14 protein-coding genes are annotated in these 16,671 nt (G+C 57.1%); 10 read left to right on the top strand and 4 right to left on the bottom strand.

All coding sequences use genetic code 11. The features are described 5' to 3' along the window. The first annotated feature begins 22 nt into the window (after positions 1 to 22). The 7 genes from hisS (at position 23) to ACOQH0_RS16615 (ending at position 7,914) form a co-directional block, all read left to right on the top strand. Positions 23 to 1,297 carry a histidine--tRNA ligase gene (gene hisS / locus ACOQH0_RS16645; protein WP_089597811.1) on the top strand — a complete coding sequence of 425 codons (1,275 nt, stop codon included), beginning with the start codon at positions 23 to 25 and terminating at the stop codon, positions 1,295 to 1,297. A gap of 13 nt (positions 1,298 to 1,310) precedes the next feature. Next, positions 1,311 to 1,931 carry a YfgM family protein gene (locus ACOQH0_RS16640; RefSeq protein WP_042718337.1) on the top strand — a complete coding sequence of 207 codons (621 nt, stop codon included), beginning with the start codon at positions 1,311 to 1,313 and terminating at the stop codon, positions 1,929 to 1,931. Between the two features lie 10 nt (positions 1,932 to 1,941). Then, on the top strand, positions 1,942 to 3,120 hold the full coding sequence (gene bamB, locus ACOQH0_RS16635) for an outer membrane protein assembly factor BamB (protein WP_421510847.1): 1,179 nt from the start codon (positions 1,942 to 1,944) through the stop codon (positions 3,118 to 3,120). A 112-nt stretch (positions 3,121 to 3,232) separates the two neighbouring features. Continuing rightward, a complete protein-coding gene (gene der, locus ACOQH0_RS16630) occupies positions 3,233 to 4,705 on the top strand; it encodes a ribosome biogenesis GTPase Der (protein WP_108416722.1) in 1,473 nt (490 codons plus the stop codon). A 299-nt stretch (positions 4,706 to 5,004) separates the two neighbouring features. Beyond that, positions 5,005 to 6,549: a peptide MFS transporter gene (locus ACOQH0_RS16625; protein WP_089597813.1), complete on the top strand. Its 1,545-nt coding sequence runs from the start codon at positions 5,005 to 5,007 to the stop codon at positions 6,547 to 6,549. A gap of 58 nt (positions 6,550 to 6,607) precedes the next feature. After that, entirely contained in the window at positions 6,608 to 7,642 is a 1,035-nt protein-coding gene (locus tag ACOQH0_RS16620; protein WP_421510846.1) for an oxidoreductase, read from the top strand. A 50-nt stretch (positions 7,643 to 7,692) separates the two neighbouring features. Then, positions 7,693 to 7,914, top strand: coding sequence for a zinc ribbon domain-containing protein (locus ACOQH0_RS16615; protein WP_025912814.1), 222 nt, complete (start codon positions 7,693 to 7,695; stop codon positions 7,912 to 7,914). On the opposite strand, the gene ACOQH0_RS16610 is transcribed toward ACOQH0_RS16615, so the two are convergent. Genes ACOQH0_RS16610 through xseA form a run of 3 tightly spaced genes read right to left on the bottom strand, consistent with a single transcriptional unit; the run spans position 7,911 to position 10,713 of the window. Then, positions 7,911 to 8,261, bottom strand: coding sequence for a protealysin inhibitor emfourin (locus ACOQH0_RS16610; RefSeq protein ID WP_006811517.1), 351 nt, complete (start codon positions 8,259 to 8,261; stop codon positions 7,911 to 7,913). The genes ACOQH0_RS16615 and ACOQH0_RS16610 overlap by 4 nt on opposite strands. Then, positions 8,262 to 9,281, bottom strand: coding sequence for a M4 family metallopeptidase (locus ACOQH0_RS16605; protein WP_421510845.1), 1,020 nt, complete (start codon positions 9,279 to 9,281; stop codon positions 8,262 to 8,264). Between the two features lie 58 nt (positions 9,282 to 9,339). Next, on the bottom strand, positions 9,340 to 10,713 hold the full coding sequence (gene xseA, locus ACOQH0_RS16600; RefSeq protein ID WP_421510844.1) for an exodeoxyribonuclease VII large subunit: 1,374 nt from the start codon (positions 10,711 to 10,713) through the stop codon (positions 9,340 to 9,342). A 159-nt stretch (positions 10,714 to 10,872) separates the two neighbouring features. Here xseA and guaB point away from each other — a divergent pair, with 159 nt between their 5' ends. Beyond that, positions 10,873 to 12,339: an IMP dehydrogenase gene (gene guaB / locus ACOQH0_RS16595; protein ID WP_010433923.1), complete on the top strand. Its 1,467-nt coding sequence runs from the start codon at positions 10,873 to 10,875 to the stop codon at positions 12,337 to 12,339. A gap of 67 nt (positions 12,340 to 12,406) precedes the next feature. Next, positions 12,407 to 13,984 carry a glutamine-hydrolyzing GMP synthase gene (gene guaA, locus ACOQH0_RS16590; protein ID WP_089597818.1) on the top strand — a complete coding sequence of 526 codons (1,578 nt, stop codon included), beginning with the start codon at positions 12,407 to 12,409 and terminating at the stop codon, positions 13,982 to 13,984. Positions 13,985 to 14,040: 56 nt separating this feature from the next. On the opposite strand, the gene ACOQH0_RS16585 is transcribed toward guaA, so the two are convergent. After that, positions 14,041 to 14,871: a MurR/RpiR family transcriptional regulator gene (locus tag ACOQH0_RS16585; RefSeq protein WP_008502123.1), complete on the bottom strand. Its 831-nt coding sequence runs from the start codon at positions 14,869 to 14,871 to the stop codon at positions 14,041 to 14,043. A 291-nt stretch (positions 14,872 to 15,162) separates the two neighbouring features. Between ACOQH0_RS16585 and ACOQH0_RS16580 the strand changes: the two genes are divergently transcribed. After that, positions 15,163 to 16,668, top strand: coding sequence for a CoA-acylating methylmalonate-semialdehyde dehydrogenase (locus tag ACOQH0_RS16580; protein ID WP_421510843.1), 1,506 nt, complete (start codon positions 15,163 to 15,165; stop codon positions 16,666 to 16,668). Positions 16,669 to 16,671 lie beyond the last annotated feature (3 nt).

The following is a 16,671-nucleotide window of genomic DNA, read 5'->3' as shown; positions in this document are numbered from 1 at the left end:
TGTATATAGAAAGAGAATAAACGTGGCAAAAAACATTCAAGCCATCCGCGGCATGAACGATTATCTGCCTGGCGAAACCGCCATCTGGCAGCGCATTGAAGGCACACTGAAACAGGTGCTCGGCAGCTACGGTTACAGCGAAATCCGTTTGCCGATTGTAGAGCAGACCCCGTTATTCAAACGCGCGATTGGTGAAGTCACCGACGTGGTTGAAAAAGAGATGTATACCTTTGAGGACCGCAACGGCGACAGTCTGACCCTGCGTCCGGAAGGTACGGCGGGCTGCGTACGCGCCGGCATCGAACATGGTCTTCTGTACAATCAGGAGCAGCGCCTGTGGTATATCGGCCCGATGTTCCGCCACGAACGTCCGCAGAAAGGTCGTTATCGCCAGTTTAATCAGCTGGGTGTGGAAGTCTTTGGTCTGCAGGGCCCGGACATTGACGCCGAACTGATTATGCTGACCGCCCGCTGGTGGCGCGCCCTCGGTATCGCCGATCACGTTTCCCTTGAGCTGAACTCTATCGGTTCTCTGGAAGCTCGCGCTAACTACCGCGATGCGCTGGTGGCGTTCCTGGAACAGCATAAAGAAAAGCTGGACGAAGACTGCAAACGTCGCATGTACAGCAATCCGCTGCGCGTTCTGGATTCCAAAAACGCAGACGTTCAGGCACTGCTGAACGATGCGCCTGCGCTGGGTGACTACCTGGATGAAGAATCTCGCGAACACTTCGCGGGCCTGTGCAAGCTGCTTGAAGCGGCAGGCATTGCCTATACCGTGAACCAGCGCCTGGTGCGCGGTCTGGACTACTATAACCGCACCGTGTTTGAGTGGGTAACGACCAGCCTTGGTTCGCAGGGCACCGTATGTGCGGGCGGCCGTTATGATGGGCTGGTTGAGCAGCTGGGTGGCCGTGCGGCGCCTGCTGTTGGCTTCGCAATGGGTCTTGAGCGACTTGTTTTGCTGGTTCAGGCAGTTAATCCGGAATTTAAAGCAGATTCCGTTGTCGATATATACCTGGTGGCCTCAGGTGCGGATACGCAGTCTGCGGCGATGCAGCTTGCCGAACGCGTGCGCGATGCGCTGCCGGGCGTTAAGCTGATGACCAACCATGGCGGCGGCAACTTCAAAAAACAGTTTGCTCGTGCCGATAAGTGGGGCGCAAGTATTGCACTGGTACTGGGCGAGTCCGAAGTGGCTAACGGCGAAGTGGTAGTGAAAGACCTGCGCTCTGGTGAGCAAACAACGGTAACGCAGGACGGCGTTGCGGCGCACTTGCGCACTCTATTGGGCTAAGGAGAAAGACTGCGTGGAAATGTACGAGAACGAACACGACCAGGTCGACGCGATTAAACGCTTCTTTGCTGAAAACGGCAAAGCATTGGTTGTTGGGGTTATTTTGGGTGTAGGTGCGCTGGTAGGCTGGCGCTACTGGAACAACCATCAGGCTGATGCCGCTCGCGGTTCGTCTTTGAGCTACGAAAATACCGTTAGCGCCATTCGTGCCGACCAGCCGCAAACGCTGACGGCAGCGGAGAAATTTGCGGCTGACAACAAAAACACCTACGGCGCGCTGGCCGCGCTGGAAGTGGCTCAGCAGTACGTTGATAAAAACGAACTGGATAAAGCCGCTGCACAACTGTCACAGGGTCTTGCTGCTGCAAGCGATGAAAACCTGAAAGCAGTGATCAACCTGCGTCTGGCACGTATCCAGGTTCAGCAGAAAAAAGTCGATGACGCGCTGAAAACGCTCGATACCATCAAAGGCGACGGTTTTGCTGCCATCGTTGCTGATTTGCGCGGTGAAGCACTGCTGAGCAAAGGTGACAAAGCGGGCGCGCGTAAAGCGTGGCAAGCTGGCGTAGATAGCAAAGCTTCACCTGCGCTGAGCGAAATGATGCAGATGAAAATAAATAATTTGTCCGTCTGAGAGGGACCCGATGCAATTGCGTAAATTACTTCTGCCAGGACTGCTTTCTGTTACGTTATTGAGTGGTTGTTCACTGTTCAGTGGCGAAGAAGATGTTGTAAAAATGTCCCCGCTGCCAACGGTTGAAAACCAGTTTACCCCATCCACCGCGTGGGACGTCTCCGTGGGCAGTGGGATTGGCGATTTCTACTCCAACCTGCATCCTGCGTATGCGGACAGCGTTGTCTATGCCGCTGACCGCAAAGGTACCGTGAAAGCGGTGAACGCCGATGACGGGAAAGAAGTATGGTCCGTTAACCTGGCGGAAAAGGACGGTTGGTTCTCCCGTAAACCTGCGCTGCTTTCCGGCGGCCTGACCGTCTCTGGCGGTCACGTTTACGTGGGAAGCGAAAAAGCGCAGGTTTATGCGCTGAACACCAGTGACGGTTCTGTTGCATGGCAAACGACTGTTGCCGGTGAGTCTCTGTCTCGTCCTGTGGTGAGTGATGGTCTGGTGCTGATCCATACCAGCAACGGCCAGCTGCAGGCGCTGAACGAAGCGGACGGCCTGGTGAAATGGACCGTTAACCTGGATATGCCAGCGCTGTCTCTGCGTGGAGAATCCGCCCCGGCAACGGCTTTCGGTGCTGCGATTGTTGGCGGTGATAACGGTCGTGTGAGCGCGGTACTGATGCAGCAGGGCCAGATGATTTGGCAGCAGCGTATCTCCCAGGCGACCGGTTCAACAGAAATCGACCGTCTGAGCGACGTGGACACCACCCCGGTCATTGTTGACGGTGTTGTTTATACGCTGGCGTATAACGGCAACCTGACCGCGCTGGATCTGCGCAGCGGCCAGATCATGTGGAAACGTGAACTGGGCTCCGTGAATGACTTCATCGTTGACGGTAACCGCATCTATATGGTTGACCAGAACGATCGCCTGCTGGCGCTGAGCACTGAAGGCGGCGTAACGCTGTGGACGCAGAGCGATCTGCTGCACCGCCTGCTGACTGCGCCAGCCCTGTATAACGGCAGCCTGGTGGTCGGTGACAGCGAAGGGTATATGCACTGGATCGATCCAGAAAACGGCCGCTTTGTTGCACAGCAAAAAGTTGACGGTTCTGGTTTCCTGACCGATCCGGTAGTCGCTGACGGTAAACTGCTGATTCAGGCAAAAGACGGCACGCTGTACGCGATCACGCGTTAATTACCCGGCGGTTGTAGTATACTAAACGGCTCCTGTTCACTCAGGAGCCGTTTTGACATTTTTAAAAACGCCGCAAAAGCGACGTTTATTTGAATTTTATGAGGCTTCAAACATGGTACCTGTGGTCGCGCTTGTCGGGCGCCCTAACGTTGGAAAATCCACTCTTTTTAACCGTTTAACACGCACCCGTGATGCGCTGGTTGCGGATTTCCCGGGGCTGACGCGTGACCGTAAGTACGGTCGTGCAGAAGTGGAAGGACGCGAGTTCATCTGTATCGATACCGGCGGTATCGACGGCACAGAAGACGGCGTTGAAACCCGCATGGCGGAACAGTCTCTGCTGGCGATTGAAGAAGCAGACGTGGTGCTGTTTATGGTGGATGCTCGCGCTGGCCTGATGCCTGCAGACTCCGCTATTGCCAAACACCTGCGTTCACGCGAAAAGCCGACTTTCCTGGTGGCGAACAAAACTGACGGTATCGATGCCGATCAGGCCGTCGCGGATTTCTGGTCTCTGGGCCTGGGTGAAATCTACCCGATTGCGGCATCGCATGGCCGTGGCGTCACCAGCCTGCTGGAAACCGTGCTGCTGCCGTGGGTTGACGAAGTGAACCCGCCGGAAGAAGTGGACGAAGACGCTGAGTATTGGGCGCAGTTCGAAGAGAGTGAAGAGGGCGAAGAAGAGCCTGAAGACACTTTCAACCCGCAGGACCTGCCGATCAAGCTGGCCATCGTCGGTCGTCCAAACGTAGGTAAGTCTACGCTTACTAACCGTATTCTGGGTGAAGAGCGCGTCGTCGTTTACGACATGCCGGGCACCACACGTGACAGTATCTACATCCCGATGCAGCGCGATGAACGTGAGTTTGTCCTCATTGACACCGCGGGCGTGCGTAAGCGTGGGAAAATCACCGACGTGGTGGAAAAATTCTCCGTTATCAAAACGCTGCAGGCGATTGAAGACGCCAACGTGGTGCTGCTGGTCATCGACGCGCGTGAAGGTATCTCCGATCAGGATCTCTCTCTGCTCGGCTTTATCCTCAATAGTGGGCGCTCACTGGTGATCGTGGTCAACAAGTGGGATGGCCTGAGCAACGAAGTGCGCGAGCAGGTGAAAGAGACCCTCGACTTCCGTTTGGGCTTTATCGACTTTGCGCGCGTGCACTTTATTTCTGCGCTGCACGGTAGCGGCGTGGGTAATCTGTTCGAGTCCGTGCGTGAAGCCTACGACAGCTCAACCCGTCGTCAGAGCACCGCGATGCTGACGCGCATCATGAATATGGCAGCAGAAGACCATCAGCCGCCGCTGGTGCGCGGTCGTCGCGTGAAGCTGAAATATGCTCACGCCGGTGGTTATAACCCGCCAATCGTGGTGATCCACGGCAACCAGGTGAAAGACCTGCCAGATTCCTACAAACGCTATCTGATGAACTACTTCCGCAAATCGCTGGATGTGATGGGTACGCCTATCCGTATCCAGTTCAAGGAAGGGGAAAACCCGTTCGCCAACAAGCGTAATACCCTGACGCCAAACCAGATGCGTAAGCGTAAGCGTTTGATTAAGCACATTAAGAAAAGCAAATAATCTTTGCCGATCTCCTGAAAACCCGCGTATATCGCGGGTTTTTTTTTGCTCAATCATACCGACGGTTTTCTCTGTGTGAAGTCAATCACTATTCATTCCCAACCATCTTTAAATCCAGAAAAGTAGACAATCATCGAATTTTCGTCTTAAAGTCCTGGGTCCGGTACTAGACAAAACTAGCGACTGGTTATCAAATGGTTAACTAATTTTTCGCCACATGTAAAAAATCGGTCGGATACGTAACTGACCGGCGTACATGCTGGTGTTTACAAGCACGACACATACCTTTCGGGAGAATTATGCAATCCTCTGTTAATCCAAAAGAGAGCCGAACGTTCTTCGGCCATCCGTATCCACTCGGTTCACTGTTCTTCACCGAGATGTGGGAACGTTTCTCGTTTTACGGCATTCGCCCGCTACTGATCCTGTTTATGGCTGCAACCGTTTATGACGGCGGCATGGGGCTGGCACGTGAAAACGCCTCGGCGATTGTCGGTATCTTTGCCGGTACCATGTACCTGGCCGCGCTGCCGGGCGGCTGGCTGGCCGATAACTGGCTCGGTCAGCAGAGAGCCGTCTGGTACGGTTCGATCCTGATTGCGCTCGGTCACCTGTCGATTGCGCTCTCTGCAATCATGGGCGACAACCTGTTCTTTATCGGCCTGATGTTCATTGTGCTCGGTTCTGGCCTGTTCAAGACCTGTATTTCGGTGATGGTCGGCACCCTGTATAAAAAAGGCGATGCGCGTCGTGACGGCGGTTTCTCGCTGTTCTATATGGGCATCAACATGGGCTCGTTTATCGCACCGCTGATTTCCGGCTGGCTGATTAAAACTCACGGCTGGCACTGGGGCTTTGGTATTGGCGGTATCGGGATGCTGGTGGCGCTGATTATCTTCCGCGTGTTTGCCGTTCCGGCAATGAAACGCTATGACAGCGAAGTCGGTCTCGACTCCACTTGGAACAGCCCGGTGGTGAAGCGCAACGGCGTGGGCGCATGGCTGCTGGCGCTGGCCGTCGGCGTGGCAGTTATCGTGACGCTGATTGCTCAGGGCGTGATTGTGATTAACCCGGTGGCTGTTGCCAGCGTGCTGGTCTACGTGATTGCAGCGTCCGTTGCGTTGTACTTTATCTACCTGTTCCTTTTCGCGGGTCTGAATCGCAAAGAGCGCGCCAGGCTGCTGGTCTGCTTTATCCTGCTGGTCTCCGCCGCGTTCTTCTGGTCTGCGTTTGAGCAAAAGCCAACGTCGTTCAACTTGTTTGCCAACGACTACACTAACCGCATGATCGGTGATTTTGAAATTCCGGCGGTGTGGTTCCAGTCGATCAACGCCCTGTTTATTATCCTGCTAGCCCCGGTGTTCAGCTGGGCATGGCCAAAGCTCGCGAGCATGAACATTCGCCCGAGCAGCATCACCAAGTTTGTTATTGGTATTCTGTGCGCGGCGGCAGGCTTTGGCCTGATGATGCTGGCGGCACAGAACGTGCTGAGCAACGGTGGGGCGGGCGTGTCGCCGTTCTGGCTGGTGGGCAGCATTCTGATGCTCACCCTTGGCGAGCTGTGCCTGAGCCCGATTGGTCTGGCGACCATGACGCTGCTTGCGCCGGAAAGAATGCGCGGCCAGATGATGGGGCTGTGGTTCTGCGCCAGTGCGCTGGGTAACCTGGCTGCAGGCCTGATTGGCGGCCACGTGAAGGCCGACCAGTTGGATATGCTGCCGGATCTCTTTGCGCGCTGCTCCGTCGCGCTGCTGATTTGTGCCGCGGTACTGATCGTCCTCATTGTTCCGGTGCGCCGCATGCTGGAAAATGCGCAGACTAAACCGGCAGCTAACGCCTCTTAAACTTCGATCTTGCCGGGGCGGCGTTATGCCCCGGCAATTCACTCAACGAGGTAAGAGCATGCTGTTAGGGTTTGTTGGTCTTGGCGCAGTCGTTGAAACAGCTTACCTGCCCGCGATACGAAAACTTTTTGATATTCCCCCTCACTGTTTAGGCTTTGATATCCAGCCCGTAAAACAGCCGGAGGGTGTAACGCGCTGCTTCACGCTGTCTGAACTTCTCTCCCAGCCGCTTGATACCCTGTTTATTACCACGTCGTCGCTGCACCATCTTGAGGTGCTTGAACACGCTCTCGCCTCATCGGTTTCCCGCATCGTGGTTGAAAAACCGATTGTCGCCACGCTTCCCCAAACAGAAAAACTCAACGCGCTGCTGGCGAGCCCCGACGCCGCCTCCCGCGTGCTGGCGCTCGATCACTGGATGGCGCGCATCGAAACGGTGAAGCGGTCGCTGGTTGGCAATGTCTCTGACATCATCAAAATCGACGGTTTTTTGCAGGAGCCGAGCGGATATAACGCTGCAGGGGAGCCCATCGCGCTTAACTTTGCCACTGGCGAGCCGGACGCGCGTACGCTTCGCCACCCTGATGGCGTGATTCTGGATATCGGTACGCACGTGCTGGCGATGCTGCGCGAAACGGTGCGCTATCTGGGCGGGAATGATGAGATGACGTTGCAGGTGGTCACGGCTAAAGACCGCCTGGGGCGCGATATCGCGAAAGGCGACCTGACCACGGCGGAAGGCGAAGCGCATCTTCAGGGGAAAATCAGCGGCGTGCCGGTGGATATCTGGCTTAACAAATACGCTGGACCCGCGGGCGGGCAAAAAGGCTTACGGCTCTGGTTGCGCGACGGGCGGACCATCAGTTACGACCGGCACGGCGCAGAAGATGTGCTTAAGCTGATAAATGGCGACACGCGTCAACGCTGGAACATTCCCGGCACGATCTACGAGCACTGTCTTGCAGAGCATATTCTGGGCGCCAACAGCCTGTTTGAACGGGATCCGCACGAGGTGAGCCGCACGACGCGCCGCAGGATCGAGGAAGTGACGCTGCTGCTGGCGTTACAGCAGCAGCTGCGTGGCCCGCACTGACCGCGACGTGGTAAAATTATCGCAGACCTCAACGCTTTGAAGGAGTCACCATGACGATTACCTGCCCGGATTGCCAGGCACCGCTTGAGCCTCAGAATGGGGTGGCGCACTGCGAAAGCTGTAATAAGGATATTGCGCTTGAAGCCCGCTGCCCGGAGTGTCATCAGCCACTCCAGGTATTAAAAGCCTGCGGCGCGGTGGACTATTTCTGCCAGAACGGCCACGGTCTGATCTCTAAAAAACGCGTGGAGTTTGTTCGGGCCGAAGGTTAATCGCACACGCAGCCTTCGCCTTTCTGCCACAGCTCGACCAGCGACTCGGGCGCTTCCTGCTCGGGCACCAGCACGATGATATCGGCGTAGTGCGCCTGATTTTGCCCGGTCCAGATAATCTGGATGCGGAAATAGCGCTGGTCGCCGCTGCCGGGTGAAGAGGCTTGCCCTGGCGGCTGGCCGCGCGGAAAGGCCTGTTCAAGGATGCTCACCAGGCGCTGGCGCTGGGCCTCATTGAGCGAGGAGAGCGCGATGGTGCGCTGCCCGCTCAGCTTGGGAATAAAAGCGACGCCGCCTTCCCGGGCCAGCTCAACCACGGCGTCATCCGTCAGTTCCGGAACCTGCATTTACAACACTCCCACCTGTTCCCAGGCTTGTTTAATGGCCGCCCCAACGTCGCCGCCGGAGCGTTTTTCTCCGTGCGCGATCGTCAGTTTTGCGAAGGCCTCAAAATCCGCATCCTGCGCCAGATTGCGATCGCAAACCGTGTCGTACCAGGCATATCCCGCTTTTTCCCAGGCGTAGCCGCCGATCGCCGTCGAAGCCAGATAAAATGCCCGGTTGGGGATGCCGGAGTTCAGGTGCACGCCGCCGTTATCCTCGCGCGTTTTAATGAAATCTTTCATGTGCGCAGGCTGCGGGTCTTTCCCGAGCAGAGGATCGTCATAGGCGGTGCCGGGTTCAGACATTGAGCGCAGCCCTTTGCCGTTGATCCCTTTCGCCAGCAGCCCTTCGCCAATCAGCCAGTCAGCGTTATCAGCGGTTTGCTTCAGATGGTACTGTTTGACCAGCGAGCCAAACACGTCCGACAGAGACTCGTTCAGCGCGCCCGACTGTTCAAAATAGATAAGCCCGGCTTCGGTCTCGGTCACACCGTGGCTCAGCTCGTGCGCCACCACGTCGATGGCGATGGTAAAGCGGTTAAATATTTCCCCGTCCCCGTCGCCGAATACCATCTGCTGACCGTTCCAGAAGGCGTTCTGATATTCCCGGCCGTAATGTACGGTGCCGGTCAAAATAAGCCCTTTATTATCGAGCGAATCACGCTGATATTCTTTCCAGAAGAAATCATGAGTAATACCCAAATAATCGTAGGCTTCGTCCACCGCCACATCGCCGTTTGAAGGCTGGCCTTCGTAACGCACCTGCGTACCCGGCAGCTCCTGGGTCTGCTTCGCGTCGTAAATATCGCGCTCCAGCTGTCCAGCTTTATTCACGTGCGGCGCGGCGGGTTTTCCCGGCATGTGGGCCATCAGCGTCTGGACGTGGGTTAAGGTCTGGCGGGCATAGCGCTGCTGCGGCTCGGAACCGCTTTCGATAATACGACGAAGGATATAGGGGGGAATTACGCTGTGAAGATGGGGCATGCTGCTCTCCTTATTAAAAAAGGGAATAGCAGCAGTATAGTAAGTAACCGGCGAAGAATTATCCGGTTTTACGCTGACGCGTCTTTTTCACCGGATTAATTGATTTCACTTCGCTTTCTACCCAGCCGTCGGAAAGACGCGTCGTCAGCACATCACCGGTATTCACCTGTTTGGTTTGCTTCAGCACTTTGCCGTCCGTCGCCGTCGTCACGCTATAGCCGCGCGCCAGCGTGGAGAGCGGGCTGACGGCTTCAAGATGGGTCACCGCATTGCCAAAACGTTCGCGGGTGGTGCTCAGGCGCGCCCGAACAGTCTCCGCAAGACGATACTCCAGCTGCTGGATCCGCGTTTGCGCGCGATAAATTTTCGGCTGCGGGTTCTGCTGGTTCAGGCGCTGCGTCACGCGCTGCTGGCGCGATACCGCGCGCTTAAGCTGGCTATCCAGCGCGAAGTTCATGCGCTGGCGCAGACGCTCCAGCACGGTCTGCTGACGCGCCAGACGCAGCTGCGGGTGCTGCTGCTGAAGACGATGATGAAGCTGCGTAAAGCGGCGAGTACGGTTGGCAAGGAAGTAGTCCATTGCCATCTCAAGGCGCTGCTGGCCGTTCTGAATCTGACGCAAAAGTTCCAGCTGGTTGCGGCTGACCACTTCCGCCGCCGCGGACGGCGTAGGCGCGCGCAAATCCGCGACAAAATCCGCAATCGTGACGTCCGTTTCGTGGCCGACGGCGCTCACTACGGGGATAAGGCTTGCAAAGATTGCCCGCACCACGCGCTCGTCGTTAAAGCTCCACAGATCTTCCAGCGAACCGCCGCCTCGCCCGACAATTAACACGTCGCACTCCCGGCGCGCGTTCGCCAGCTCAATGGCGCGCACTATCTGGCCTGGCGCATCGTCACCCTGAACGGCGGTCGGGTAGATGATGACGGGCAGGGAAGGGTCGCGACGCTTCAGCACGTGCAAAATATCGTGCAGCGCTGCACCGGTTTTCGAAGTAATGACCCCAACACAGTGGGCAGGTGAGGGCAGCGGTTTTTTGAACTGCTGGTCGAACAAACCTTCCTCAGAGAGTTTGGCTTTAAGCTGTTCGTACTTCTGCTGCAGCAGACCTTCGCCCGCAGGCTGCATGCTCTCGACGATAATCTGATAATCACCGCGCGGTTCATACAGTGTGATATTGGCGCGAACCAGAACCTGCTGGCCGTGCTGAGGGCGGAACGTCACGCGGCGGTTGCTGTTGCGGAACATCGCGCAGCGCACCTGGGCGGTGTCGTCTTTTAAGGTAAAGTACCAGTGTCCGGAGGAGGGCTGCGTGAAGTTAGAGATCTCACCGCTGATCCAGACCTGCCCCATTTCCTGCTCAAGCAGCAAACGCACCGTCTGATTAAGGCGGCTGACAGTATAAATTGAGGGGGATTGAGAGGATAACATGTGAGCGGGATCAAATTCTAAATCAGCAAGTTATTCAGTCGATAGTAACCTGCTGAGGGGCGATCGCAAGCATTTTTTTCAAAAAAGTGTAGATGCAATCGGTTACGCTCTGTATAATGCCACGGCAATATTTAACCACCCAGGTCAGAGATATTGCCCATGCTACGTATCGCTAAAGAAGCACTGACGTTTGACGACGTCCTCCTCGTTCCCGCTCATTCCACCGTTCTGCCGAATACTGCCGATCTCAGCACGCAGTTGACGAAAACCATTCGCCTGAACATTCCTATGCTCTCTGCGGCAATGGACACCGTGACTGAAGCGCGCCTGGCTATCGCCCTGGCACAGGAAGGTGGCATTGGCTTTATTCACAAAAACATGTCAATCGAACGTCAGGCGGAAGAAGTTCGCCGCGTGAAGAAACATGAATCCGGCATCGTGTCTGACCCACAGACCGTTCTGCCAACCACCACCCTGCACGAAGTGAAGGCCCTGACCGAACGTAACGGCTTCGCCGGTTACCCGGTTGTGACCGAAGAGAACGAGCTGGTCGGTATCATCACCGGTCGTGACGTGCGTTTCGTGACTGACCTGAACCAGCCTGTTAGCGTGTACATGACGCCGAAAGAGCGTCTGGTTACCGTTCGCGAAGGTGAAACTCGCGACGTGGTGCTGGCAAAAATGCACGAAAAACGCGTTGAAAAAGCGCTGGTTGTCGACAGCAGCTTCCACCTGCGCGGCATGATCACCGTTAAAGATTTCCAGAAAGCAGAACGTAAGCCTAACGCCTGTAAAGACGAGCATGGCCGTCTGCGCGTCGGCGCTGCGGTTGGCGCAGGTGCCGGTAACGAAGAGCGCGTTGACGCGCTGGTTGCTGCGGGCGTTGACGTTCTGCTGATTGACTCCTCTCATGGCCACTCTGAAGGCGTGCTGCAACGTATTCGTGATACCCGTGCCAAATACCCTGACCTGCAGATCATCGGCGGTAACGTGGCAACTGGCGCAGGCGCTCGCGCGCTGGCTGACGCTGGCTGCAGCGCGGTGAAAGTGGGTATCGGCCCTGGTTCCATCTGTACTACGCGTATCGTGACCGGCGTGGGTGTTCCGCAGATCACCGCCGTGTCTGACGCGGTTGAAGCGCTGGAAGGCACCGGTATTCCGGTTATCGCTGACGGCGGTATCCGCTTCTCTGGCGACATCGCTAAAGCGATCGCCGCGGGCGCCGCTGCCGTGATGGTCGGCTCCATGCTGGCCGGTACCGAAGAATCCCCGGGCGAAATCGAACTCTTCCAGGGTCGTTCTTACAAATCTTACCGCGGCATGGGCTCCCTGGGCGCGATGTCCAAAGGTTCTTCTGACCGTTACTTCCAGACCGATAACGCCGCTGACAAACTGGTGCCGGAAGGTATCGAAGGTCGCGTTGCCTATAAAGGCCGTCTGAAAGAGATCATTCACCAGCAGATGGGCGGCCTGCGCTCCTGTATGGGGCTGACAGGCTGTGGTACCATTGACCTGCTGCGTACCAAAGCGGAATTCGTACGCATCAGCGGTGCGGGTATCCAGGAGAGCCACGTTCACGACGTGACGATCACCAAAGAGTCCCCGAACTACCGTCTGGGCTCCTGATAAGTTTCCGCGCCCGGCTTCTGCCGGGCGCTCTGTTTTTGTTTCACTTGCCTCGGAATTAGCGTCAATGACGGAAAACATTCATAAACATCGCATTCTCATCCTGGACTTCGGTTCTCAGTACACTCAGCTGGTGGCGCGTCGCGTACGTGAACTGGGCGTTTACTGTGAGCTGTGGGCATGGGATGTCACGGAAGCACAGATTCGCGAATTCAATCCAAGCGGCATCATCCTGTCCGGCGGCCCGGAAAGCACTACCGAAGAGAACAGCCCGCGCGCGCCGCAGTACGTGTTCGAAGCTGGCGTGCCGGTATTCGGCGTCTGCTACGGTATGCAGACCATGGCAATGCAGCTGGGCGGCCACGTAGAAGGCTCTAACGAGCGCGAGTTTGGCTACGCACAGGTAGAAGTTGTCACCGACAGCGCGCTGGTGCGCGGTATCGAAGACTCCCTGACCGCAGACGGCAAACCGCTGCTGGACGTGTGGATGAGCCACGGTGACAAAGTTACCGCCATTCCGTCTGACTTCGTGACCGTTGCCAGCACCGAAAGCTGCCCGTTCGCGATCATGGCGAACGAAGAAAAACGCTTCTACGGCGTGCAGTTCCACCCGGAAGTGACCCACACCCGTCAGGGTATGCGCATGCTGGAGCGCTTCGTGCGTGACATCTGCCAGTGTGAAGCCTTGTGGACCCCGGCAAAAATCATCGACGACGCCGTTGAGCGTATCCGCCAGCAGGTTGGCGATGACAAAGTGATCCTCGGCCTTTCCGGCGGCGTGGACTCCTCCGTAACTGCAATGCTGCTGCACCGCGCCATCGGTAAAAACCTGACCTGCGTTTTCGTGGACAACGGTCTGCTGCGTCTGAACGAAGCCCAGCAGGTTATGGACATGTTCGGCGACCACTTTGGTCTGAATATCGTTCACGTGGAAGGCGAAAAACGCTTCCTGGACGCGCTGAAAGGCGAGAACGATCCAGAGGCCAAGCGTAAAATCATCGGCCGCGTGTTCGTAGAAGTGTTCGACGAAGAAGCGCTGAAGCTGGAAGATGTGAAGTGGCTGGCGCAGGGCACCATCTACCCTGACGTGATCGAGTCTGCGGCCTCCGCAACTGGTAAAGCACACGTCATCAAATCTCACCACAACGTGGGCGGCCTGCCGAAAGAGATGAAGATGGGTCTGGTTGAACCGCTGCGCGAGCTGTTCAAAGACGAAGTGCGTAAGATCGGTCTGGAACTGGGTCTGCCGTACGACATGCTCTACCGTCACCCGTTCCCGGGTCCGGGTCTGGGCGTGCGCGTGCTGGGCGAAGTGAAGAAAGAGTACTGCGACCTGCTGCGTCGCGCGGACGCTATCTTCATCGAAGAGCTGCACAAAGCTGACCTGTACAATAAAGTGAGCCAGGCGTTCACCGTGTTCCTGCCGGTTCGCTCTGTAGGCGTGATGGGCGATGGCCGTAAATACGACTGGGTTGTTTCCCTGCGTGCGGTGGAAACCATCGACTTCATGACCGCGCACTGGGCGCACCTGCCGTATGACTTCCTGGGCCGCGTGTCTAACCGCATCATCAACGAAGTGAACGGTATTTCCCGCGTGGTGTATGACATCAGCGGTAAGCCACCGGCTACGATTGAGTGGGAATAATCTCCCTCTGAATTAATACCCAAACCCTCTGCCTGTGCAGGGGGTTTTTTATTTCCTTATTTCCCTTCACCCAACCTATACGCCAGCGCCACCACCAGCGACTGCACCAGGCACAGCGTTGCCGACTGAGACCGGAACGCATCCACCTGCGCCTCTTTCACCACAAAGCAAAGATCGCTAAACGTCGCCAGCGGGCTTATCTGACTGTCTGTAATCACAATCTGCCGTGCGCCGACGCTGGCGGCGGTTTCGCTGACCATCACCGTCTCTTCCGCGTATGGCGAGAAGCTGATCGACACCACAATGTCCCGCGCCTTAATGCGGCTGATCTGCTCGCGCAGCATGCCGCCCATGCCGTCGAGCAGGATAGGGCGGCACTCGAGGTGGCTCAGGGCATAGGTGAGGTAGGCTGCGACGCTAAAGGAGCGGCGCAGTCCGGCGATGTAGATGGTGTCGGCGTCGGCCAGCAGCTGTACCGCGCGCTCCAGCATCTCCGGTTCGGCGCGGGCGGCCAGCTGCTGTAGCGCCTGCGCGTTCGAGCGGGCGAACTCCTGCAGGATATCGAGCGGCGTTTCCGGTACGGCCTCGCTCTCCATCTCGCGGAACAGCCGGGCGCGGTCGCTGTAGCTGGCGGTCTCTTCTACCAGGTTCATGCGAAAAAGCTGTTTCATTTCGTTGAAGCCGGTGAAGTCAAAGGCGTTGGCAAAGCGGATCAGCGTCGAGGGCGGCACGTCGGCGCGCTCGGCAATGACGGCAACCGTATCAAAGGCCACGCTGTTGGTGTTATCCAGCACGTAGCGGGAGACCTGCTGCAGCCTCTTGCTCAGGCTATCGTAGCGATCGCGGATTTGCTGCTGCAGTTCGTTCAGGCTGGTTGCTGTCGTCATCTTATCCCCCAAATACAGTCTTATGATTCTAAACGCAAAACCGCGTCTTTTAAATGTCGGCCATCCATCTGGCAGCAAAAATGAAACAGAAACTTCAGTCATTTCCTCGCCCGAAATTCCTTAATAGCGCACGCTGCGTCAGTGTTGTTGCCTGTTAACATAAAAATCCATCCTTGATCACAATAATCACCATTTATTTTATTTCAACTTAAAATGGAATATTTGTTTCATATATAGTGTTCTGTACACAGTGTTCAGTCACAGTCACGTATCAACAGCGAGAGGTTAAGGATGGAGACGGTAGCGAATTTTATTCACGGCGAATGTGTCACCGGTTCAGGCCAGCGCGTTCAGGCGATCTTCAACCCGGCCACCGGCGAGCAGATCCGCCAGGTGGTGATGAGTACGGCGCAGGAAACCGAACAGACCATTGCCGCCGCGCAGCAGGCGTTTCCTGCGTGGGCGCGCCATGCTCCGCTTAAGCGCGCGCGCGTGATGTTCCGCTTCAAGGCACTGCTGGAAGAGAACATGGAGCGCCTGGCCCGCATCATCAGCGAAGAGCACGGCAAAGTCTTCTCCGACGCGGTGGGCGAACTGACCCGCGGCCTGGAGGTGGTGGAATTTGCCTGCGGCATCCCGCATCTGCAAAAGGGCGAACACTCGGCGAACGTCGGTACCGGCGTCGACAGCCACTCGCTGATGCAGCCGCTTGGGGTCTGCGTCGGGATCACGCCGTTTAACTTCCCGGCGATGGTGCCGATGTGGATGTTCCCGATTGCGCTGGCTACCGGCAACACCTTCGTGCTGAAACCGTCGGAAAAAGATCCTTCTCTGGCGCTCGCGCTGGCGCAGCTGCTGAAAGAGGCTGGACTGCCGGACGGCGTGTTCAACGTGGTGCAGGGCGATAAGGAGTCCGTTGACGTGCTCCTGACCGACCCGCGCGTGCAGGCGGTGAGCTTTGTCGGCTCAACGCCGATTGCGGAATACATTTACCAGACCGCGTCCGCCCACGGTAAGCGCTGTCAGGCGCTGGGCGGCGCGAAAAACCACTGCATTCTCATGCCGGACGCCGATATGGAGATGGCGACCAACGCCATCATGGGCGCGGCCTACGGCGCGGCGGGGGAACGCTGCATGGCGCTTTCGGTGGTGCTGGCGGTGGGCGATAACACCGCCGATGACCTCTGCGCCCGGCTGGAAAAACAGATTGCCGCGCTGCGCGTCGGGCCGGGTCTGGACCAGTCGCCGGAAAACGAAATGGGGCCACTCATCTCCTCAGTGCACCGCAGCAAGGTGCTGGGCTACATCGACAGCGGGGAAGCGCAGGGAGCGAAACTTCGCGTGGACGGTCGCGGCTTCAGCGTGAAGGGCCACGAGCAGGGCTACTTCGTCGGGCCGACGCTGTTCGATAACGTCACCCCGGAGATGACCATCTATAAAGAAGAAATTTTCGGCCCGGTGCTTTCTGTGGTGCGCGTAGCAGATTACGCCAGCGCGGTGGATCTGATTAACCGCCATGAATATGGTAATGGCTCGGCGATCTTCACCCGCGACGGCGGCTGCGCGCGCCGCTTCTGTGAAGAAGTGCAGGCGGGTATGGTGGGGGTCAACGTGCCGATCCCGGTGCCGATGGCATTCCACAGCTTCGGCGGCTGGAAGCGTTCTATCTTTGGCGCGCTCAACGTCCACGGCAACGACGGCGTGCGCTTCTACACCCGAATGAAAACCATCACCGCGCGCTGGCCGGAAATGCAGCAGGAGACAGGCGCCGCGTTCTCCATGCCGACGCTGGGCTGACAG

The sequence above is a fragment of the Enterobacter sp. JS8-1 genome (genome assembly GCF_049187015.1).
GTDB classification, from domain to species: Bacteria; Pseudomonadota; Gammaproteobacteria; order Enterobacterales; family Enterobacteriaceae; genus Enterobacter; species Enterobacter mori.
The sequence above is the reverse complement of the archived record's forward strand: the minus strand, read 5'-3'. Positions and strand labels throughout refer to the sequence as shown.